This window comes from Methanobrevibacter sp. (genome assembly GCF_045586545.1).
Taxonomy (GTDB): Archaea; Methanobacteriota; Methanobacteria; order Methanobacteriales; family Methanobacteriaceae; genus Methanocatella.
Map to the genome: position 1 here is coordinate 1 of NZ_JAZNAN010000038.1, position 24,216 is coordinate 24,216.

15 protein-coding genes and 1 pseudogene are annotated in these 24,216 nt (G+C 33.7%); 5 read left to right on the forward strand and 11 right to left on the reverse strand.

Features of this window, described 5'->3' with window-relative positions; translation table 11 throughout:
- Positions 1–130: pseudogene (locus ACKI3D_RS03400) on the reverse strand (Ni-sirohydrochlorin a,c-diamide reductive cyclase catalytic subunit); the annotation flags it as partial.
- An 88-nt stretch (positions 131–218) separates the two neighbouring features.
- Between ACKI3D_RS03400 and ACKI3D_RS03405 the strand changes: the two are divergent.
- Positions 219–617, forward strand: coding sequence for a C-GCAxxG-C-C family protein (locus ACKI3D_RS03405; protein WP_407392354.1), 399 nt, complete (start codon positions 219–221; stop codon positions 615–617).
- A gap of 114 nt (positions 618–731) precedes the next feature.
- Here ACKI3D_RS03405 and ACKI3D_RS03410 read toward each other — a convergent pair whose 3' ends face one another.
- The 6 genes from ACKI3D_RS03410 to ACKI3D_RS03435 form a co-directional block, all read right to left on the reverse strand.
- Complete coding sequence (locus ACKI3D_RS03410; RefSeq protein WP_407392355.1) at positions 732–1,199, reverse strand: hypothetical protein; 468 nt, start codon at positions 1,197–1,199, stop codon at positions 732–734.
- Positions 1,200–1,328: 129 nt separating this feature from the next.
- On the reverse strand, positions 1,329–2,603 hold the full coding sequence (locus ACKI3D_RS03415) for an ABC1 kinase family protein (protein ID WP_407392356.1): 1,275 nt from the start codon (positions 2,601–2,603) through the stop codon (positions 1,329–1,331).
- A gap of 162 nt (positions 2,604–2,765) precedes the next feature.
- On the reverse strand, positions 2,766–3,773 hold the full coding sequence (locus tag ACKI3D_RS03420) for an SLC13 family permease (RefSeq protein WP_407392357.1): 1,008 nt from the start codon (positions 3,771–3,773) through the stop codon (positions 2,766–2,768).
- 19 nt (positions 3,774–3,792) lie between these two features.
- Entirely contained in the window at positions 3,793–4,107 is a 315-nt protein-coding gene (locus ACKI3D_RS03425; protein ID WP_407392358.1) for a TIGR04076 family protein, read from the reverse strand.
- Between the two features lie 727 nt (positions 4,108–4,834).
- Positions 4,835–5,395, reverse strand: a complete 561-nt coding sequence (locus tag ACKI3D_RS03430; protein WP_407392359.1) for a DUF6434 domain-containing protein — start codon at positions 5,393–5,395, stop codon at positions 4,835–4,837.
- Positions 5,396–5,425: 30 nt separating this feature from the next.
- Positions 5,426–6,616, reverse strand: a complete 1,191-nt coding sequence (locus tag ACKI3D_RS03435) for a redox-regulated ATPase YchF (protein ID WP_407392360.1) — start codon at positions 6,614–6,616, stop codon at positions 5,426–5,428.
- A gap of 80 nt (positions 6,617–6,696) precedes the next feature.
- Here ACKI3D_RS03435 and ACKI3D_RS03440 point away from each other — a divergent pair, with 80 nt between their 5' ends.
- The 4 genes from ACKI3D_RS03440 to ACKI3D_RS03455 all read left to right on the forward strand — a co-directional run bounded on the left by ACKI3D_RS03440 (position 6,697) and on the right by ACKI3D_RS03455 (position 13,451).
- Positions 6,697–7,566: a metallophosphoesterase gene (locus tag ACKI3D_RS03440; protein ID WP_407392361.1), complete on the forward strand. Its 870-nt coding sequence runs from the start codon at positions 6,697–6,699 to the stop codon at positions 7,564–7,566.
- Positions 7,563–9,659 (forward strand): alkaline phosphatase family protein, encoded by a 2,097-nt coding sequence (locus tag ACKI3D_RS03445; protein WP_407392362.1) that lies wholly within the window; start codon positions 7,563–7,565, stop codon positions 9,657–9,659. The genes ACKI3D_RS03440 and ACKI3D_RS03445 overlap by 4 nt, the downstream gene beginning before the upstream one ends.
- 96 nt (positions 9,660–9,755) lie before the next feature.
- Positions 9,756–10,394 (forward strand): cobalt-precorrin-7 (C(5))-methyltransferase, encoded by a 639-nt coding sequence (locus ACKI3D_RS03450; protein WP_407392363.1) that lies wholly within the window; start codon positions 9,756–9,758, stop codon positions 10,392–10,394.
- A gap of 177 nt (positions 10,395–10,571) precedes the next feature.
- Positions 10,572–13,451, forward strand: coding sequence for an Ig-like domain-containing protein (locus ACKI3D_RS03455; RefSeq protein WP_407392364.1), 2,880 nt, complete (start codon positions 10,572–10,574; stop codon positions 13,449–13,451).
- A 238-nt stretch (positions 13,452–13,689) separates the two neighbouring features.
- Here the strand turns inward: ACKI3D_RS03455 and ACKI3D_RS03460 are convergent, their stop codons facing one another.
- From ACKI3D_RS03460 to ACKI3D_RS03475, 4 genes are all read right to left on the reverse strand, one after another.
- Complete coding sequence (locus tag ACKI3D_RS03460; protein WP_407392365.1) at positions 13,690–14,703, reverse strand: ArsA family ATPase; 1,014 nt, start codon at positions 14,701–14,703, stop codon at positions 13,690–13,692.
- A 485-nt stretch (positions 14,704–15,188) separates the two neighbouring features.
- Positions 15,189–17,522 (reverse strand): hypothetical protein, encoded by a 2,334-nt coding sequence (locus ACKI3D_RS03465; protein ID WP_407392366.1) that lies wholly within the window; start codon positions 17,520–17,522, stop codon positions 15,189–15,191.
- On the reverse strand, positions 17,523–22,970 hold the full coding sequence (locus tag ACKI3D_RS03470) for a right-handed parallel beta-helix repeat-containing protein (RefSeq protein WP_407392367.1): 5,448 nt from the start codon (positions 22,968–22,970) through the stop codon (positions 17,523–17,525). It abuts the gene before it with no gap.
- A gap of 310 nt (positions 22,971–23,280) precedes the next feature.
- A complete protein-coding gene (locus ACKI3D_RS03475) occupies positions 23,281–24,114 on the reverse strand; it encodes a Bro-N domain-containing protein (RefSeq protein ID WP_407392368.1) in 834 nt (277 codons plus the stop codon).
- Positions 24,115–24,216 lie beyond the last annotated feature (102 nt).

Consider the following 24,216-nt stretch of genomic DNA (forward strand, 5'->3'; position numbering starts at 1 on the left):
CACCATCGCTTTCTAGAAGCCTTGCTGTTCTAAAACAACAGCCAGTAGGCCCGTGCATAACAATAACATCAACATTCATATCCCTTAATGTGTAAAGAGTGGCGGCAATTGGACTTGGTCTTGGATGTATAATTTTTATCACCTAATCAGTTTTTAACAAATAAGTATTTTTAATTCTTAATTAATATAATTAATTAACAAATTCAGGGGATTGTATTATGAAACTTGATAAAGAAATTTTAGAAGAAAAAATTAGAGAATATAGAAAATCTAAAAGCTGTTCTGAATCAACTCTAATGGGACTTTGTGAAACTGCAGAAGCTGACATTACCACCAAAGAAATGATAAAATTGGGATGTGGATTCGCAGGTGGAATTGGAGGAACCTTTGATGAGGGAACCTGCGGTGCTGTAACCGGTGCATTAATGGCAAACGGATTAGTTTTAGATGATCCAAGTAAAATCAAAGCCAATGCAAAGGAAATCTTCAACACATTTAAAGAAGAATACGGAAGCGTATGTTGCGGCACAATAACCAATAACGGTGAAGACAAATCTCCGTGTGTCGATTGTTGTGTGTTTATAGCAAACAAAGTCGCTGATTTATGGGATGAATAGTATTTATTCATCTTTTTAATTAATTTTGAATAGAAAATTAGTCAAATGAAAATATAATTTCAAAAAAAAGAAAATAAAACCTTATTAAAAATATAATAAGATTAAATATTGTATCTAAGCATCAGCCAGCAGGTTTTTTGTCTCAGTATTGACTAAATTTACATCTTCAACTAAAAGCAAATCAACTAAACCATGGCCTAATGAATGTGCTTCTGTGATATTGCAAGTCACCACATTGTAAGTAACACTATAAAAGCTTTCATCTTCAACTACCGGGAGTTTAGCTGCATCACTTTCATTCATCACTAAAAAGTCCCCATTAGTTGGAAGGATAGCATATCCGTCTAAACTTTCAAGCCATTCTTTAGTATCATTATTATCCCAAATAGTCGGATCAAAAAAGTCTTGTGTGGATTGAGTTTCAATTGCATAAACCTTAAATGTTACATTTTTAAGTTCAATATCGTGTTCCTCATCAACTGGTGATGCATCGCCCAATAGGCTGTTAAATATTCCTGCACTAACACTGGATATACTAAACATTAGAATAATGAAGATTATAAGAATATATCCTTTTTTCATGCTTATTCCCCCTAAAAATTTTTGTTAACTTTAAAAGTTAATTTTGGTGTTAAAAAGTTAAATTGGAGATAAAGTTCAATTTTGAACTCTCTCCATGGGAATTTATTAGTATTTTTTAATTATATGGAATTATTCTCTAATATAGGTTATAACCAAGTATGCTCCAAGAATTGCACTGAATAGGAATCCTATAAATCCAATTGCAGAAATGTCCCAAACTTTTGGACCTTTATCCGCTAATATTGCAATAGCTGAACCTACAAGCAATGCAGATATAATTAAAGATATGGACAATTGATTTTTCAAATCATCCAAACCAGTGTGGTTCATATTTAGTTCTAATTCGCCTTTTTCAACTTTATCAAGAGTACTGTTAAGTCTGTCAGGTAAATCTTTTAATAAATGTTCAATTTCTACAATATAGTTAAATCCACCACCGACAAGATTTCCTGGTTCGAATTTTGATTTAATCATGTCTTTAGCGAATTTTTCAAGTTCACCAGTGAGATTGAAGTGTGGATCCAATTTGTCTCCAGCTTCCTCGATGAGTATAATACCTCTTCCAATCATTACAAATTCTCTTGGAAGAACAATATTATGACTAATCATAACATTCATCAAATCATCGAATATACCATCCATTTGGTCCATATCAACGCCGATGTAGGAATTCAATAAGTCATCAACATCTTCTCTGAATTCCTCAGTGTTCTGCTCTGGAGTGATAATATTCATGTAAAGTAATTGGTTAATTAAATGATGTGAATTTCCATCTAACAGGAGCAATACTAATTGAGCGAAGTTGGATCTGAATGTATCATTAACTACACCCATCATTCCAAAATCAATGTAACAGAGTCTGTTATCATGGGTTACAAATAAATTACCTGGGTGTGGGTCTGCATGGAAAAATCCGTCAATCAATACTTGTTTTAAATAGGATTGGCATCCATACTGGGCAATTTCTGCATTGTTAATCCCTTCAATTTCCTTACCATATAAATCAGGCAATTCATATCCGTCAATAAGTTCCATGGTAATGACTTTAGAGGTACAATATTCAGGATAGACTTCAGGTATTTTAATATAATCAATTTCTTTAAAGTTATTAGTTATTTTATTGATATTTTTAACTTCTTCCATGTAGTTAAGTTCTTTAAAGATTGATCTTTCAAATTCTTTGGCCATTGCAGGCAAATTATATGTTCTTGATCCTGAAATATGTTTATCAACAGTTCCAGCTACTTTATTTAACACTACTACATCCGGAGCAATAACTTCATGGATTCCAGGTTTTTGAACTTTAACTGCAACTTCCATGTCATTTTCTTTTAAAGTTGCAATAAAAAATGTTTTATTTCCAGTACAATATCTAACTGAACCTTTAAGTATTTCATTTGGCATTTAACTACTTCCGAATTGAGTTTATTAAATAAAATATCCTTATTAAGAACAAAATTCACAACTTTAATCTAATGTACATATAATTTTTTTTAAATATTAACATTTAAAGTCATCGATATTACTCTAGTTTTGGCAATTGATTTTGAAAATTGTTAACCCAATTTAGTTTATTACTATATTAACACCCAATAGAATAAACAACAAAACAACATTCAAAACCGTGAATACGATTAGATACCTGATTTTAAATTCATCATGTTCACGGACAAGAATCTTATAAGAAATAAGGTTCGCCATAGAAGCAATGAGAGTACCCAATCCTCCAATGTTAATTCCAACAATGATAGCCTCATAATTTGTACTGAAACCGCTGAGCAGCATTGCAGCCGGAACATTTGAGATTACCTGAGATGCTAAAACACCCCATAAGACCTCATTGCCAACAATCCATTTAGTAAACAATGAATTAAAAAATGGGATGCTTTCCAAGTTTCCAATCAAAATAAACAGAGCAATAAATGTTAAAAGCAAATAATAATCAACGCCTAAAAAAACACGTTTGAAGAAATTTTTCTTATCAATCTCTATTTTACTCATTTTTGGCAAGGTAATGTCATCTTTTGGAATGAAAAATGATAAAACCACTAAAAATATCGCTGATACAATGATATATGGCAAAAGCAATAAGAAAAACAATTCAAAAGAGATATTAGAAACAGTATACATTACAATATTGTGGGGAGCTCCGATAGGAAGAACCATACAACCGATATTGGCAGCAATAGTCTGCAAAGATACGGTGATTATTATCAAATCCAATCGAGCAACTTTCCTTAGAGCCAATATAGAAAAAGGTACAAAAATAATTAATGAAACATCATTAGTAATGAATATTGAGCTAAAAAAGCAAGTAAAAACCAATAATAAAACAAGTTCACGAGTATTTCGAATTTTAGCCAATAATTTGCGAACCAATATCTCAAAAATAGATAAATTCTTTAAAACTTCTACAATAATCATTATCACAAAAAGCAATATGATTGTTTCCCAATTAATGTAATCAATAGATGGCTTAACAAAAAAACAGGAAATAATGGCTAAAATTGCAGATATAACAAATACAAACTCCTTTTTAAAAAAATCAGAAATAGTTACAGTTGATTTAGCCATGTTATCTTAATGAATTAAATTAATCTGCATCTTCGTCTAAGGTTTCTAAAAGAAAACTTACCGGCCTAAAACCGTCATTGCAGGATATCATTGCAGATTTTTTATTTTTCATCCATCCATCATAAAAATCACTAGCGCCATTAGCCAAGGCCAATACAAATGGTGAAAGACTTTCCCATGCACTATCACAGAAATTATCTGGTTTAAGCCAACCGTTAGCTATAAAAATATCCCCTTCTTCAACATCACATTCATGTTCCAGCGGATTTTCATATTTTTCAATTAAGTCATCATGCCTGACTTTTCTCATAACTGTGATTTTTATTTTTTTCAACTTATCACCCAAATGAATATTTGAATTTGACTCTTGAAAGAATTTGCTCTTGCAAAATTTAAAAAATAGATTTTAACAATTGAATAAGGATAAATTTGAAAACAAATTTTGACACATCCTTATCCAACTCACAACAATTCATGGTTTTGCCATGACAATCAACATCATCTGATGTCATTTAATTATTATGATTACGGCCATATATAAAACTTTCTAATTTGCCTTAATCTCAATATCAAAGAAATATTTCTAGATAAAAACAATATTACAAGGTAAAAACAATATTAATAATTGAAAACAATGAAATTTAAATAATATTAAGGATAAAGAAATGATTCTAAAACACTAATAATAATTCCACAGCAATGAATGGTGTTTTAATGATATCGAAAAGTAAATATTGTTTTAACACTCCACTAAATATGGAGGAATTGCATATGGCAATTGAAAATATCTTGCTCGTTATAGCATATTTTGCAATTGCGAGCTACTATCTATTGTTGAGCATTAATCTGTTAATGTCATAACAATCTATGATATCGAATTGGAAGTTTAGTTTGGATTTATCCTAAATTTTTCTAATCTGATAAACTGACGGTTTAAATGATAATTAGCTTTTAATATGTGTTTTATCCTTCCTTTTCGCACATAGTGATAAATTAAAAGAATAACTGGAAATTATAACTACAAAATACAATATTCGGTAAAGTGTATGATAATTAATTCATTATTTCAATATCTCCAAATCACTTTCTTCATAACGATTATGCCCTTTCAGGCTTTTCTTATATTTCCAACATTTTATAGCATCATCCAATGATTTTCCTTCATTATTTTCAAAGAAATCTCTGATATACTGATTATATTGGAACTGTTTGCCGATTTCAGTTTTTTCACCAGAATTTTGAATCTCATAATATGCGTCAATTGCATCACGATAAGTTTTATCAGGATTGGATTTTAACCATTTTTGAAATTTGACTTTAAATTTAAAACCAATGCCAATTTCATTTTCAAAAAATTCTCGTTTATCTTCGCTGCATTTGAAATTTTCACCCAATTTGGAATCCAGAGTAATAACAGATGATGCCTCACTAAACGATTGTTTTTGAGTGGATTCATCTAACTCCTCACCAGTCGACAAATAATGGATTATTCGATTTTCCAAATCCTGTTTAGATCCACCGACTTTCAAACCTTCAGACCTGCAGAAATCTTTTAATTCTTCCTTTAAAAAGTAGTATTCTTTAAATTCGTCCGGTTTTAAATCTCGTGTTAAATCAACCATAATATCATAAAAATAAAAAAAGCAGAGGAGTTATCCTCTTGTTGCAATACTAATGATGTCTCCATCTTTCAGCTCATAATCGCTAGCTACACGCATGTTTTTTCTTGCATCCACTGCATGCATGAATTTGTCGCCTATGTCTGTGTGAACAATATAAGCCAATTGTTTAGGAGTTGAACCTCTTTTAACCAAAAATCCGTCCGGCAGAACATTACCTTTTTGGTCTGTATATTTGTGCTCATCCTGAACTGGATAAACAACAATTCTATCAAGCAGTTCAAAAACAGCGTAATTTAGAGCGTCTTGAACACCAGTACTTCCATATTTATCCAAAATGCTAGTTTGAATGTAATCCAAGGCTTTGCTTTGAGGTTCAGACAATTCATCAGGTTTTAAAATTTCAAAGTGATCCTCACCTGATAAATAGCTAATTAAACCTGATTCATTTGCTTTTACAAGTGCAAGTTCAGAACCTGCAGAAGTTGGAATTACATTTGGATATTTCTCTTTAAGCCTTTCAATATTTGCGCCTGCAGTTGGAAGGTCTGCCTTATTTGCAATAATCATCATTGGTTTTGCAATATGTAATATATTGCGAGTAAGCTCAATCAAATCTTCCTCTTCCCATTTATTGTAATCAGGCTCAATTGTTCTTTTCGCTTCAATAATATCTTCAATAGCTATTCCGGTTCCTGACAATTGATCATACAGCACTTTTGCAATATCCAAGTGTTCTGCACCTACCTTTCTTACAAGCCTTACCCAATTTTTTGATAGAATTCCATACATCCACATGACAATTTCATTTTCTAAAAATTCAACATCATCCAATGGGTCATGGCTTCCAGGATCTACTGGGTTTCCTTCAATATCTGTTGAACCTGAAGCATCAATAACGTGTATGAAAACTTTAGCTTGCATCAATTCATCCAAAAACTTGTTACCTAATCCTTTTCCTTCGTGTGCTCCAGGAACCAGTCCTGCAACATCTATTATCTCAATCGGCAATAACCTTTTTCCGTCAACACAAATTGAATTGTGGGGATTGCATGTAACACCCAATTCCTTACATGGACAATCTTTAATTACATGAGCAACCGCCTTGTTTGCATCAATTGTTGTAAATGGGTAATTTGCCATTTCTACAGCAGATGCTGTTGCTGAATTGAAAAAAGATGATTTTCCTACATTTGGTTTTCCACAAACTGCAATTTGAAGCATAATAATCACTTAATCTCTAATAACATCATTATGTTTGTTATTAAAATTATAAATAGTTTCAGAATAGTATATAATATTCAATGAAAGATGAAGAAATTGACCGTCCTCCAGCAATGAAAATCCGACAGGGAATACAGGATGCAATGACCTATTCCCTACCAGACAAGAAGTTTGATGAAAAAAACATCGATTTGGTTGAGATTGACATAGAACTTGATAAGTTAGGATGGAATTTTCATAATTTCAGGATTTTAAACCTAACTGACATCCATTTAGGCCAATGGATTAGTCCAGAGTATTTGGATGAACTCGTAGATTACGTCAACACATTAAATATGGATTTAATTACATTAACTGGAGATTATTTTTCATATAATCTTGAGGATTATGATAAGTCATTGGAGAAATCCTTCAAGAAATTAAAGGCAAAATACGGGAAATTTGGAGTTTTGGGAAATCATGACCATTGGATGAGTTCCAAAAAAGTGAGAGAAATATTTAAGAATTCAGGAATTGTTGATTTGAGCAATGACGTTTATACCCTTGAGATAAACGGTGACTTTTTAAATATCTGTGGTGTTGACAGCTGTACCGTGTGCTCTGATAATTTAGATAAGGTATTGGCTAAAATGAAAGAGAATACCCCAAGCATTTTGCTTGCTCACGAACCAGATTTTGCAAAAGAATCATCACAAACCGGAAAATTTGACTTGCAGATTTCCGGACATTCCCATGGCGGGCAGTTCATAATTCCGAAATTTGAAACAACTCCTTTAAGGGGGCCGGATTCAAGAAAATATCCTGTGGGGCTCTACAAGGTTAGAGATATGATTCAGTACACCAGCAAGGGCCTTGGAACAAATTCATTTAGAATAAGAATAAACTGCAACCCCGAAATTACAATAATAACATTGAAAACAAATAAAAAACAAAAAATTAAGATAATATGATTAAAAATAGATTAATTTCCTCTCTCAAAACAATAATATCAACATTATTGCTAGTAATAGCCGATAGTGTCGCCATATATGCAGTAGATTTTATCAGCGCAGATTTCACAATAGGTCCCTGGTATAATGCAATTATCATTGTAATTGCAGTAGCAATCGCAAATGCGCTTTTGTGGCCAATATTCAGAAGATTTTTTATGAAGATTATCATATTTACATTTGGGATTGGATCCCTTTTTATTAACTCAATAATCTTTTATATTGCTTCTTTATTCGTCCCGGGCGTTTCAACCGGAATCTATGGAATTCTGCAAGTTCCAATTGTAATGGCAATAGCTACAACATTAATTACAGACATAACTAACACAAATTATTACGATGACTACATTAAAAACATCCTTCAATATGCTCTTGAACAAAAGACCCCTTATAAAAAAAGATATCCTGGATTGGTTATGGTTGAAATCGATGGACTTTCAATAAACACTTTGAAAAAGGCAATCGATAAAGATGTGATGCCAAATGTTAAGAAATTCCTAGATGAAAAAACACACACCTTAAAAGGATGGGAAACTGACTTGTCCTCCCAAACCGGAGCAAGCCAAGCCGGAATATTGCATGGAAACAATAGAAATATTGTAGCTTATAGATGGGTTGAAAAAGAAAACAACAATAAAATTGTCGTTTCAGGAAAATTGAGTGATGCACCGGAAATTGAAGAAAAAATCAGCAATGGCGAAGGTCTGCTTGTAAATGGAATCAGCGTTGCAAACATGTTTTCTGGAGACAGTAAAATTCCAACATTAACATCCTCAAAATTGGGAGGGTTGACAAAATTATACAATAAAACACTAAATTCAGCATTCTTAAATGCATATAACTTCCAAAGACTGTTTATACTGTTTTTATGGGACATTATCCTTGAATTAAAGTCACAAATTGTCCATTATTTAAAAAATATCCGTCCCCGCATTAGAAGAAATCTTGTTTATGCTGCAGTTAGGGCAGGAGCTAATGTAGCTTTAAGAGAAGTGACAACTGATGTTTTATCAAGTGAAATCTTAGCGGGAAACATTGACACCGCATATGCGACATTCATGGGTTATGATGAAATAGCACACCATTCTGGAGTAGAGGATGATGATGTTTGGGGCGCTTTGAAAAAAATTGATATGCAATTTGCAAAAATCACTTCCGCAATAGAAATGAGTGACAGAGACTATGAATTAGTAATTTTATCCGACCACGGCCAATCAAAAGGCGCTACATTCAAACAGAGATATGGAATTACACTGGGAAATTATGTGAGAAGATTGCTTCCTGATGATTTGAAAATGTTTAGAACAGAATACAATATTGACCACTTTAGAGATGCAGTTATTCCAGAAAACAAACAGATAAAACATATTAGAGAAAAAATAGGATATATTCGAAGAGACTTTTTTGAAGATAAAGAGTATCTGCAAAATATTAAAGAAGGATTTGAAAACAAGCAATTCATTAATTTACGCAGCAAATATTCTAACAGTTTAGAATACATTACCGGCCATGAAATTATAGAACATAGTACTAAAAAAGCCCAGGATTCCGAATTAATTGTTATGGGATCCGGCAATTTAGGTTTGATTTATCTGACACAATGGAAACAACGTTTAAATTATGAAGAGATTGTAATGCTATTCCCTGATTTGATTCCTGGACTCGTTAAACATTCCGGAATTGGATTTATTCTAGTTGATTCCATGTCTAACGGAGGTATGGTTATCGGTGAAAATGGTATTTATTATCTGAACAATGATAAGATTGTTGGTGAAAATCCATTAGCCAAATTTGGCAAAAATGCACCAAAACACCTAAAACGTCAAAATTCATTTGATAATATGCCAGATATACTTGTAAACAGTTTTTATGATGAAGAGCTTGATGAAGTTTGTGCTTTTGAAGAACTTATTGGGTCACATGGAGGCCTTGGCGGAAATCAAACCAAACCATTTATTCTATATCCGTCAGAGTGGAAAGACCCTGGCGAACTGGTTGGTGCTGCTTCAATATATCAGTTCTTAAAAAATGAAATACATGATTTAGAATCTTGAATAGCAACTAATAAATAATAATTTAATCAACTAAATTATAAGAAACCCTTTCTTGAAAAATATTTCAAAGATAAAACAATTAAATAAATGATTAAAATGACTGGTAAAATTTATATTATTGGAATTGGCCCAGGTTCAAGTGAATATTTGACTAAAAAAGCCATCGATACTGTTAAAATGAGTGATTATACTGTAGGCAGTACCCGTGCAATAGAATTATTTGACGATGTTAACAACAAGATTGCATTCAATGTTAAAGAGTTACTTGATAAGCTTGAAGAAGGTGTTGAATTAGCCGTTAAAGGCAACACCGTTTCCATATTATCAACTGGAGACCCGGGATTTTCTGGAGTTTTGAATACTGTTTTAAGAATATCCTCAGAAAAGAATTTTGACAGGGAAAACATTGAAGTAATTCCTGGAATCAGCTCACTTCAGCTTGCAGCTGCAAAATGTTATATACAGTGGGACAATGCCAATGTAATGACCTTCCACGGAAGGGAAAACATAGAAGACATTCTGCCAGTTATCAACAACGGAAAAGTCACAATCGCATTGCCTTCCAGAAAAGTCAAGGATATGGCCCAATTTTTACTGGACAACGGTGTAGAAGAGGATAGGCAAGTGGTGGTGTGTGAAAGGTTAAGTTATCCTGATGAGAAAATTGTTTCATCTACACTAAAAGAAATTGCCCAAAGCGAATTTACCTATATGTGCATTATGGTAATATATTAGGAATATTTATCCTTAAAATTCATTTTAAAAAGCATTTACTATTTCTTTTTTAAATCAAAGCTTATATAATCCAGATATCATACTTTAATTGTTGATTTTGACAAAAAATTAACTTTTAAGGTAGATATCATGAACAATAAAATAAACACCATATGTTTCATTTTTCTACTTTTTTTTATGATTTGCAGTGTTTCTGCATCAGACTTGGAAAATGAAACAATACAAAGTATTGAACAACCTGATCCTAATCAGGACTTATGTAAACTTAGTGTAGAGGATATTGAATCATCAAATAGTGCCGATGATGGAAAACTCAAAGCGAACGAAAATGAAAAGTTAACTAAACAATATGATTCCCTACTTCCTGCGGACACAAAAGCGAAAGTTTCGCTAAGTGCTCCCGACGTGAAGATGTATTATAAGGATGGAAGCAAATTCAAAATAAAGTTAAAAGACACAAACACCAAAAAGGCAATAAATAAAGCAAAAATCCAAGTTACAATTAATGGAAAGACATATGACAAAGTAACTGATAAGAAAGGAACAGCATCACTGAATTTGAAGTTAAATAGCGGAACTTACACCGCTTTAACAACATTTGCCGAAACAAGCATCTACGAATCCCAATCAGTACAGAGCACAGTGACAATAAAAAGTACCATAAAATGCAGCGACTTTGAAAAATACTATAAAAACAAATCGTCCTATTATGCAAAATTTTACGATAAAAAAGGAAAACTTCTAAAAAACACATCTGTCAAGTTTAAATTAAATGGCAAATCTACAGCCGCCAAAACGAATAATAAAGGCATTGGAAAATTAGCTATTAATCTAGACCCTGGAAAATATGACATTTCAGTGATAAATTCAAAAACATCTGAAACAATAAAAAAGACAATTAATATTAAGTCCTTAATCGAAACATCAGATCTGACATTGACTGAAGGGAATACCGCAAAATTTAACGTGAAAATATTAAATAGCAATGGAAAAGCATCTCCTAACAAAAAAGTAACATTGAAATTAAATGGAAAGAGCTATACAAAAACAACAAACAAGAATGGAATAGCTAGCCTGGATATCGATTTAATTGCAGGAACATATAAAATAACAGCAAAATATGGGGAACTTAAATCTAAAAATAAGATTACTGTAAACCCTGCTACAAAAGCAATCCCTTTCAGCTACATTACCCAAATTCCAAATTATGTGAATATTACACATCAATACGTTTTTGAAGGCTCCGGATATGTACTGAAAAGTGGTCCCGACGGAATAATAAAAATGCCTAAAAATGAAGTGTTTACTATTCAAATTAAAGATAAAGAATATTTATTTTCAACAAATAGCATATCTGGAGTAAAGACAAATCTTATTGGATACAAATATCACCTAGTGCCTTTTGATGGTGGCAAAATTCAAAGTGATGCAAATAAAGATAACTTAAAAGGAAACGGCATCATAATTTCAGCCAAAAAGGACTTTACTGAAATAGAATACAGAAGCCAGCCAAAAAACAATACGGAATTATTTGGTTTTTATGCAGATAAGGGCGGCGACAATAGTGAAATATTTACTTATATGGAAGATGATTTGATAAAAGCCAAAATAAGTGTTAAAACAATTAACTACGACGAATTAGGTTTAAAATATAGTTTAAGTAAATTTTATGGACGAAGTGTTTATGATTTCAATTACAAAACCTATGTCGAATACACCTACAACAATACCGACCTGATTAGATTCGCAAATACCAACAAACCTGTTACATTAAGCATTTTCGGCAATAGCATTGCTGGCTATCCATCTAAAGAAGAAATAACAACAAAATTTGTAGTTAATGGCATTGAGGAAGTTGCTAAAAATGAAGTGATAAGCTATGGCCTTGGCGAGAAATACAGGAAAACACTAGGTTTTGAAGTCCTGCAAGCCTATAGCATAATCAATGAAAAGATTACAAAGGACAAATTGGAACACTGGCTTTCACTAAACCCCAAATATCTAGATAGATTTGGAATTATGAATGTATACGGAATGCATCTAGCTTCTCTTGAAACAACATGGCTTGCAGATGAACTTGCAGACAAATATTCAAAAGAATTTAACGTGACATGGAAGAGAAGCAAAACTCTGACCATTTTAGGTGGAATAAACCTAGAAGATACCTATCTAAACATTCTAAATGCAGATATGGGAATGAAAGTGAAAGGAAACAATGAAACAAACAAAATATTATTCAGACTAATAAACTCCATCAACTTGCCCAATCTTGAAGACTATGCCCTTTCAGAGGTAGCTGCAAGATTTTGGAGCAATACCACAAACTCCTTTGACAATGTATTATCATCAATACTTAATGGTAAATTCAGCATTGCACAAATAGGAGAAATGATTTATTTGCTTGCTGAGGATGGAAGCAATTGCGCCATTGCTCTTAATACAACTACCGGTGTTGCCAGTGTGATAATGTCACATGCCAATACGACATATAAGGGATCATCAATTTCAACAAGCAATGACTGCTGTAGTGTCGGAATACTGCCTAAAGACATTATTTCTGGAATCCGAAATGCTATAAAAATATTTGCGCCTGGAATTTACGTACTGTCAAATAAATTAGAAAAAATTCATCCATTTTCCATTTTAGCCTATCAAGTTGCCAAATTTGGATTAGGACATATTTTAAAAGGTTCATCGGCAGCTGCAATAGGATTATTCACTACAATGACTATTGTACAAACAATGGGTGCAACTTACAAAGATAAACTAGTAAAAGAAAAAGATTGGTATGCCTTGATGGATACGATTACTTTCACACGTCCGGGATACTTGCAAGGCAAAAAAATCTACAACATCCCAAATAAAAATGGAGGTTACGACTACATTGAAGTAACAATTAATGATGATTTAACATTGAATAGAAGCGATGCAAAATATATCAGCCAAGGAAAGACAAAAAAATTAAGCAAAAAAGAAACCTACCAATATTTCACCGAGGACTATTGGACTCCATTCAGTATGCCTACAAAATATTGGAATGAAAGCTGGAAGGTATAGAAAAATGAAACTCTCAAAAGAAAACATGATAATTAAATTCAAAAAACAGCACATGCTAATGCAAATTTTAGACATTGTTGCGATTGTGTTTTTAATTCATGATGCAATAACAATGCACGTTTCGCAAATGACAATCTTTTTGGTGAGTTTAGCTATAGTAATCCCACTATTTCAAGATTTTTTTAAAAAAGAAGAAAGTTAAAGTTAAAATGAATTCATTTTAACTTATTTTATTTTTTTACAATTGAATAGCTTCCTGTGTCACTTCATCGTTGTCTTCACCATCATACAAGATGTGAGCTAATTTCAATAGTTTTTCCTGACCTTTAACTTCATCTTTGAATAATGGAATTTCAGCAATGTGTTGGTCAGGGAACTTTTGGTCAATCAATGCCAAACGCTTTTGCTGCAATTTATGTCTTGAGTGGCAGAAATCACAGTCACAAATATCAGGCATTACCTGATTTACAATAACGCTGTCAACTGTGATATTATATTTACCAAGAGCTTCAAGTGCTCTTTCAGATTCATAAATTGACATTTCTTCAGGAATTACAACCATTTTGAAAGTGGTCCTGTCTGGGTCTGATAACACTTCTTTTGCCTTGTCGAGTTGCTCTTTGGTTCTCTGTAAATCTTCAGAGGTTTGAGGATCATCGACTGCATCCATGAATGGCATGATTTTCTTTAATGCATTGGTTGCAGTGCCTAATTTTGCTTTGAGCACCATCATTTTTCCTACCCATGAATCCATCACTTCAGGGAAAGACAATAATCTTAAGGTGTGTCCTGTTGGAGCGGTATCAAATACGACAACGTCAAATTCATCTGAGTTCATTACTCCCATAAACATTTCAAATGCAGCAGCTTCGTCAGCTCCAGGAGAAGAGGATGCCATATCCAATTGATCGGATAAGAAATCCATGCCGAATAGCCCTCCTGCATCATCAGGATTTGCTGCTTTTTGAGCTTCCAATTGTGCTTGCTTTTGAGCCATTGCAACATCAGGGTCAATTTCAACTGCAAACAAATTGGTTTTGATTTCACGTGGGTAACTGCCAATAGGCACTTCAAGTGAATCGGATAGGGAATGTGCAGGGTCGGTTGATACGATTAAAGTTTTTTTACCTTGTTCCGCTAACCATAATGCAGTAGCGGAAGATACTGAAGTTTTTCCGACTCCTCCTTTACCGCCTATAAAAATGAAAGTTGTTTTATCTTTATTAAATCTAAAATAATCTTTAAATGCCATGATAATTGCCTCCTTAGATAAACTTACTTTTAGTTACTAAATGTAATTTTAATTCCTTATAGTATATAAATTTACTTATCACCTCATTATTGCAAACATTTCAAAGAATAATCAATTAATTTATTTTATTAACAGTGTTTTTTAAAGCCCTGGAATTTAATCATAATCATTAATTTAGCTTTAATGACATGCGATAATTTTATTGTTTTGACCAGATTTGTTTTAAGAAGTGGTAAGCAAATGATTTTTCAATTACTTTTTTCAGGTACCCTTATGAATTATCAATTGGTTATTTCTGGCAGGTTATGAACATGAACCGTGCACATTTAATTGATTTGTAATGGCAATACAAATAAATTACATTAACATATGATTAAAATTAATTTTTGAAGAATAATCGGGAAAAATATTAAATCTATATGAGATTATTTTCAATGTTAAGATAATAGGAAAAAAATAGAAAAGATAGTAGGATATGAAAATACCTACTTAATTTTAATTTTCACTTTTTTGGAAACTTTCTTATAATAAGCATTGCCCTTGAATATGATTTTCGCTTTAAAATTACCTTTTTTGGTTAGTTTTTTAATTTTAAAGACTGCTATTCCTTTGGCATTGGTTTTAGCCTTGAATTTTTTGCCTTTTATTTTTAAGGTAAGTTTTGCTTTTTTAACAGGTTTGCCTTTGCTGTTTTTGAGTTTTATTTTATATTTTTTGACTTTTTTGCTTCTTTTGAAAGTTTTCTTCTTGGCAACAATTTTAGTCTTTTCCTTGTTGATTTTGACTGTTACGGTCTTTTTTGCAACATTGACATTACTGCTGATTACAGATATGACAAGTTTTTTGTTTCCTGCTTTGGCAGTTTTCAAAGCTTTTGCAGGTATTTTAATTGTTGCAATACCATTGGAATTGGTTTTAGCAGATCCTATGGTTTTACCATTTAAAACAAAAGTGATTTTCTCGCCTGAAACAGGTTTGCCGTTTTCATCCTTAAGGGTTACGCTGTATTTTTTAGCGTAATTGATTACAAAACTGGATGTTTTGGCAGTTAATGTGGCTTTAAGAGGATTTACTGTGAAATTTCCATTGGTTTCATATGCTACAAATCCAGGACTCACGTACATTACACTATAATAATGCATTCCGGCATTCAAATTAGGAACAGTGAAAACAACGGTACCGTTACTTGCATTGGCAGCATAATTTTGACCGTTGATAGTGAGCAGAACAATACCATCCGGATTTGCAAACAGATTATCATCAACTTTTACATCAAACATGATTAAAACGTTATTTCCATAGGTGTTGTTGGCAACCCCAACAAATTCAACCTCCGCCAATCTCAATGATGCAGGAGTATCGGATTCAACATTGTTTAGGATGACTTCGCCGCTTACTGAAACGATATTGTTGGTTGAATACAACTCACCAATATTGTCCTTGAATTTGGTGTCATTGACTGTAAGGTTTGCGCTGGCTAAAATTGCTCCGGCTAATTGTGCAGTATTTTTTTCAAATGAAGAATTTGTGATTTTACCATTTTCAAGGAAAATTACTGCTCCTTCATTTTCAGCAGAATTAGCTTCAAAAGTGGAACCTGCAATATTCCCGTCTTTGAGAAATCCAACTGCACCTGCAATATTATCTGCATGGTTGTTTTTGAAAATGGAATCAGTAATGCTAGATTCCTCACCTGCAAATACTGCACCGGCAATATTATCCGCCACGTTTGCTTCAAACTCCGAATCAGATATGATTCCCTGGCCTTCACAGCAGACTGCCCCACCAATAGTAGTAGCCTTATTTTCATAAAATTTGGATGAGTTTATGACTACATTCTTGTTTGGTGCAGTGTAGATTGCTCCACCCAACACTGCAGAGTTGTTGGTGAACCTGTTGTTTATTATATGAGTTTCAAGACAAGACACCCTTATTGCACCGCCTTCAACTGCACGGTTATTTTCAAAGATTGAATTTGTTATGTTTCCATAGTTGCTTTGCCAGTTAATTGCTCCCCCATAAGAGTATGCTCGATTATTGTTAAAATTACAATCATCGACAACACCATCTATTCCAGAACCGTAAACCGCACCACCCTCATCAGCAACATTATTTTCAAACAGGCAGGATTTTATTTTATAGTTTTTACCGTTTGCAAAGATGGCACCGCCCCTATTAGCGGAATTGTTTGCAAAACGGGAACTGGCAAGTGTGAAATAATCACCTCTGGCAAAAACCGCTCCAGCATCTTTGCCAACAATATTGTCAGCGAATTCACATTCTTCAATCAGTCCATTTGAACCTACCCATTCCACGATACCTTCATCATTACTGCTGCAATTGTAAAAACTGCAGGAAGTGATAGTTCCATTTCCTCCAACCCATTCAATAACATTATACGTTTCATTGCAGGTGAAGGAAGTGAATATAATATCTTTTAAAACCACATTTGAAGCTGAAACAGTGATGAAATCAAAACCGCTTACGTTTTCACTTCCATAAAACACTGATCCTGCACCGTAAATGGTTATGTTATCGGTTGCAATAACTATTCCCCTGGTTATATTTTCACAGTGATAATCCTTATCTATGGAGATAATATCTCCCGGGGTGGCGTTTTCAATTTCAGCAACCAAATCCTCAAAAGTCTTGGTCTTATTCTCTAGCTGAAGGTTTTCCTCACTGACACTTAACCCGTCATCTGCAGGTTCATCAATGCTGACTGTGAGAGTGTCATTTAAATCACTGGCTGAAACGCCTGCAATTGAAATCAGCAAACATGCCAGTATCAGCATTATTAAATATCCCTTGATTTTCATTTAAACTGCCCCCTCTAAATCGAAAATAGTTGTAACTTCAGATACGGGTTTTGTCAGGCGAGTATCAATCATATCATCTGAGAATATATCATATCCCCTGAAAAAGAGCTCGTCCAGTATTGTATCTCGGACTTCAGCCCAGTCTTTCATACTTTCAGGTGCCAAATCCATTTCCCAAATATTTGGTATATCATACATTGCCTCACCGATTTCGACAAAACTGATACCGTCAGCAATGCCTTCAAGCACTTTAACCCAGAATGTACGGTAATCCTGATAACTTTTTGCATATATTGCACCGTGCACGGCGCCGAAAGAACCTCCAATTGCAGCCGCAACTAAAGTTGAAACCCAATGGGACCATGTGGATTCAAGTTTAGCAAATTGATAGCTTGTAGCGGAAACAACTACAAATGTAACAATCAAAACAGCTGATTTGAGGAGATCCTCTTGAATGCCTGTCAATGGGAAGTGTTCAATGGTTTTAGGCATTGCTCCGCTAATATGGATAATGTTTGTGTGAGCTTCCTGAGTATAAATATCCACATTGGACTTGGAGTCATAGCCCGTATTGTCCCTGAAAGTGGAATTGATTATAATTGCATCACCAGTATTATAGATTGCCCCACCATATTTTGCATAATTGCCTTCAAAAATGGAATTTAAAACATTCAGGACACCTTTATTAATAATTGCCCCACCCTGGTCATCATAAATCATATAATCCACACAGTTTTTAATGAAGCATGTATTGATTATAGTCAAAGTTCCGTAATTGTCAATAGCAATATTGAACCCTTCAATTATCAGATTATTGATAATGACATTTGACCTGCTTGTGGTAATTAAAAATCTTGTTTCATCATTTCTTTTAGGAGTTTCAACAAATATGCGTGATCCTTCACCGTTTAAAATCAATTTGCCGTAATCAAATTCGAATAATTTGGATGAATCAGGGAAAACACCATAATCTCCTTTTACAAATGTAACATTAATGATATCGAACTCATTATTGTCTTTAAGGAACTTTGAGAGTTTCATAAGTGAACTTACACTGTCCACGACCCAATTACATGTGGCGAATGCCTCATCATTATCAGTTATCATGAATATTGCATCTTCTTCAGTTTTAATTGTTGATTCGTCAATTTCACAATTGATTAATTTTACTACTGCATTATTGGTTAAATCCATGCTGTTGGCTTTGCCGTTTTTCCATACCAGAGCAGAGATGTAGGTATTGTCTTTAAATACACAGTTGTCAAAAATTGCCTGTGATGATACGCCATCGCCGTAATATGCAGCACCCAATGTAGCCCTATTGTTTTTGAATGTTGTATTATAACAATACAGAGCACCGTAATTCAGTATTGCTCCACCATAATCCCTTACCACAGTCAGATGGCGATAAACATTATCTTCGAATGTGCAGTTGATAACAAATAACTTGCCGTAATTCAGAATTGCACTATTGAATCCAGATAATGTCATGTTGACTAAAGTTAAACTGCTTTGTTTAGGAACAATAGCGAAATGATTGTCGTTGCGGTCATGATTTCCGGTCAATTTAACAACAGCTCCATGTCCATTAACAACAATAGGTCTTGAATCAACATCAATAATTGCATAATCTTTTATAGGAACATAAAAGACACCCATAGCCTTTAAATCGGTACGCCAGACATAATCCTCTTCAATCATGTCTTCAAAATCATCAAGAGTAAATTCATAATGTTTATTATCCAGATTAATGACAAATGCAGATGCATCACTATCGAATGCATTATTATCCCAGATAAATGTTTTAGTATCATCATGAACGTCTAAAAGAGATTTTACATCATGATAGGTAAATGTTTCAGTTTCACCGGAATATAAACTGGATGTGCTTCTTACACTTACACTACAGTTCAGTGAAAAATAACCGTTATAGCTATGCATATACAATGGATTTTGTTCTATGACCTTGGACAAAACAGTGCTGACTTTGTCAAAACCTGTATTGAGACTGTCTTCATAAAAAACAACCGTACCTGTGCCCGGCACAATAATATTGTCATGCTTGGATTTGAATGAACATGTAATGAAGTTAGTTATTGAATCGTCATGAGCATATAATACTCCACCGCCGGCATATGGACCTTGACCTATGTCCACACTTATCAATGATTCACTATTTTTATTGTCTTTAAATATGCAGTTGTCAAATGTTGCATCTTTAAAGTTATTAATAACCGCACCTTGAGTAACAGTATCGAAATATTCGGCATCATTTTCAACAAATAATGAATTGGCGCAGTAAAGATTACCATTATTTACAAAACAGCGTTTGAATCTTTTTAAGGTTATATCCTTAATTGATGCTTCAGTGCCCGGCAGTAAAAACAGGAAGTTATTCTTATAGTCATCATCTATTGTTGCACCGTTACCGTTTATGAACAACTTGCCGTGAGTGAGATGGATAAGATAATTCCATTCCCTGTCATGCCAGATTTTCTCACTGACGCGATAGGTATTCTTTTCAAGGTTGATTATTGTTACATCAACCCTGTAGTCATCCCCTGATATTTTCTTTAAAACGTCAGTTAACTCCTCACTGTCGGAAACAGTTACATTGTACAGGATGAACGCTTTATTGGAAGGCAAGATGTATCTGTATGTGTCTTCTGCTATTTCACTGTAGCTGACATTTCCCACTTTAGTAAATGTTTCATCATTATAAATCGACAACAATGCACCGTATGTAGTGCCGTTGAGGTGTGAAATCACCTGTGAATACTGATTTGATATAATAATGTTTTCTGTTATAATCTGGCCTTTATAATTGGCCGTTATAACATATTTTCCAGGTTCAAAATCAAGTTCAAGAGAAGCGTAACCGTTACGTATATCTGATGTGTACTCATCATCGCCTACTGTAAAAGTCACTGTTCCTGAAACGTTATCTTCAGAACTTATCTTTACCATATAATAGTCTCCCCTGTTATATGTGACAGGTGCCTTTGTGAGAACTCTGATAGTGTTTGCGAATGAGTCGCCGGTCTTCAAATTGTATGCTGTTACATGGTGTAGTCCAACTCCCAAGTTAATACCTAACTCGGCAACTCCGTTTTCTGAGACTTTTTCAATATATTCTGTTCCGTCAACATTGAATTTGACAACACTTCCTTCAGGCAGGTAATTGTCATTTTCATCTAAAAATACGGCAGAATAAACCCTGCTGTTACCATAAATTTTAATAATGTCCTCTCCAAACACAGTGGTTTTTTTAACATTAATGAAGTTGAGCATTGGCCCGATTTCAATACCATTTACATAAACATTATGTGTGCCGCCAGCCATTGGAGTGTAATCAAAGTAAAATCCATTTTTTTCAACAGAAGTTATATTGAATATTCCGTTGCTTGATGTTGAGAAACTGACTTTATTTACCAGATATTTAGGTACATCACTGGTGAAAGAGATTTTAAAATGAACCGGTAAATAGTTAACTGGAGAGAAAGTGAATGGATAAGTACTTACTTTTACCGGATTTGAATCTCCATGTTTTACATTGCTTCCCCATCTTTTATATTCCATCAGGTTCTGGTTATCAAATGAAGGATAACTGCTACCCCACCAATTGCTTGATATTATATCATAGTATCCTGTAGAGAATACGATTTTTCCCTGATCAACCGCATTGTTTGAAAGGAATGCATTGTTTGTTAACCTCAAATGAGAATCAATTGAATCTGTGAATATTGCTCCACCTCGATAATTTGCACGGTTAGATTCAAAGTATGTTGTTGAAACAGTCATGGTGCATGCAGAATTGACATAAACTGCTCCACCACTGTTTTGAGCAAAGTTTGAAATGAATACTGAATCTTTTATATGATCCAATTTATCGGCATATACTGCACCACCATAATCCACATAAACATTATTTGATTCGAAATGGGAACCGTCAACTTCAAGTTTGCTGTTGCAGTAGACTGCTCCACCACTGTTTTGAGCCCAGTTGCCTTTGAATGTGCAATTGCTTAACATTAAATTTCCGGAAGAACGAATTGCACCACCATAACGTTTTTCTACACCGCCATTTGCATAGTTTCCATTGAAATTACAGTTATAGAATTTCAGGTTTGTTGAACCGCTGTCACTGTAGACAGCTCCCCCATCTCCTGCAATAGCATAATTATTGTTGAAAACAGAGTTGTAGATATTTACATCACCACATTTGGAATTAATATAAATTGCACCACCATAATCATCATCCGCATAATTGGATTCAAAAATAAGGTCTTTTACATTATCTGAAATTCTATCGGTATAAACCGCTCCACCGTGGCCGTGAGCTGAATTTCCAACAAATTTAACAGTCTTGGAAAATTTAATGTATTTGGAATAAGTTGCTCCACCTTTACCTCTGGCTGTGTTTCCTTCTAAAGTTGAATTTCCAATATGCAGCCATTCGGTTGCATAAATTGCACCACCATGACCTGATGTTGCTGAATTTCTATTGAAAAGTGAATCATCTACCACTGCATTAGGACCATTTATATAAATGGCTCCACCTTCCTTAGCGGAATTGGCAGTAAAAGATGAATCAGTAACGATTACGCTTTTATATGAGTATATTGCTCCACCGTAATTTTCAGCTTTGTTGGATGAGAAATCACAATCTTCCACCATCACATCACCCTTGGCACAAATTGCACCCCCGAAACATCTGGTTATTATTGCCCCCCAAGCTTCATTAGAAATGAATTGGGTTCCAATTATTTCAACATCATTCTCACTTTCACTGTAAATAGCACCACCATCCACCAATGCCTTATTTGAGATGAAAGATGAATTTATTATTGAAATTTCCCCTTTGGAGTATATTGCTCCTCCCTTTTCAGAATAAGCATTGTTATTTGTGAAGGAACAATTTATAACACTAAGGGAGCCACCATCATTGTAAATTGCTCCACCATATGTGGCAGTATTACTGTCAAAATTACAATTTATTAGGGTCAATTTAGCAGAGCTTCCAATATAAATTGCTCCCGCCTGCCCAACTGAACCCCTATTATGACTATTTTTGATGGTTAAATCTTTCAATACTACATCGCCCGTACCAATTTTAAAAAGATAAACTTTATTTTCCGCGCAGTCGAGGATATGTCCCTGACCATCAACAGTTAATGGTCCGTTCAAATAAATTGTAGATGCATAACCACTATAGTCCTTATTTAATTTTACATTTCCGTTGGAATTTTTAATTAAGTTTTCAAGCTCATCAAATGAACCTTCCGAGCTTAAATTTTCATTATATGTCGATGATAAAACTTCATCATCGGACATTTCTATTTTATATTCCACTGCAGGTGTTTCATTTACAAACTGTGTTTCCTGTGTCCCGTTATACAGATCTTGTGCTGAAACGGACATCACTGTGGATAAAACCAGTAAAAACATCACCGCAATAATAATCTTCGATTTTTTTCGAATAAGAAACGCCCCCATCTTAGTTAAAATATAATCATGGCCAAAATAAACCAAAAATCTAACTATTTGAAACGACTTCTAGTATCTCTATACTTAAAATTAGACAGTTATTTTGACAAATGAAACTATTCATTATATATCTATTATTATACATGTATTATATTATATTAATATTTTATGGCATATTGTTCAAAAATATATTACAATTTGACACTTTGCTAAACATATGAATTTTACGAATATTTATTTTGAGTAACCCTATGAAAATTCCAACTTGTTTCTACTTTAAATTCTCATCCAACATCCGTGGATTTTTAGAGTTATTGCTGCTCACCACTTTTCGACCAGTACGCTCTTCCAATTCCTTTAAGGCATTGCCTGCAATGCTTCCACCATCTCTTGCAACTGCTTTACTTTCTTCAAAACCCTGTGGATTTTCAGTTTTGCTAATTTCAGTAGTTGCCAACTCACCCAACATGTTAATTACCAATTCCGCATTAGTCATATTGTCACGAAGGTTCTCTTTTTTTAATCCCTTAATCTTTTTATGTTCACCTGTTGTAATACCAAAAGATGCCTGACTAATCTCATTGGAGAGTATTGCATATTCCCTTCCTTTTTTAACACCTGACCTATCCCATTCAGAAGTTAAATCCTTTCTTATTTCAATACCTCTTAATCTTTGAGTGATCCATTCTTCACTATATCCTTTTTCACGATAAGTGGCAACTGCCCTTTCAATAGCTATTTCAGGGTCTGCTATTTCATCAAGTCTTTCACTGCCCACTTGAGCTAACCATTGTTTAAATGGTTCGGCATTTGGTGAAGGTATTGATTGAATGATACGGAATAATTGTTTTGCAGTAGCAACATCTGTTTTGCGCATTTTACCATCAGCAGAAGGCATTTTCAACTGGCTACAAATTGTAGCCACTTCAACACCTTCTTTGTTTAACCTTGTTTTTAACACACTCCAGTACTTACGAGGGTTTTTACTCTCACTAAGAATTCCAACAACGTCCACTACTGAAAAATAGTACTCTCCTATTTCATCATCCCATTTCAGTCTTACTTCCTGATTTTGAAATAACTTAATTTTTGTTTCATCAGTCATTTTCTTTCTCCTTTAATTTATTATCCCCATTTCATAATATCATGTGAAAAACTAATCAGTAAGACGAACATCATATAAATAATTTAATTGATAATGATATTT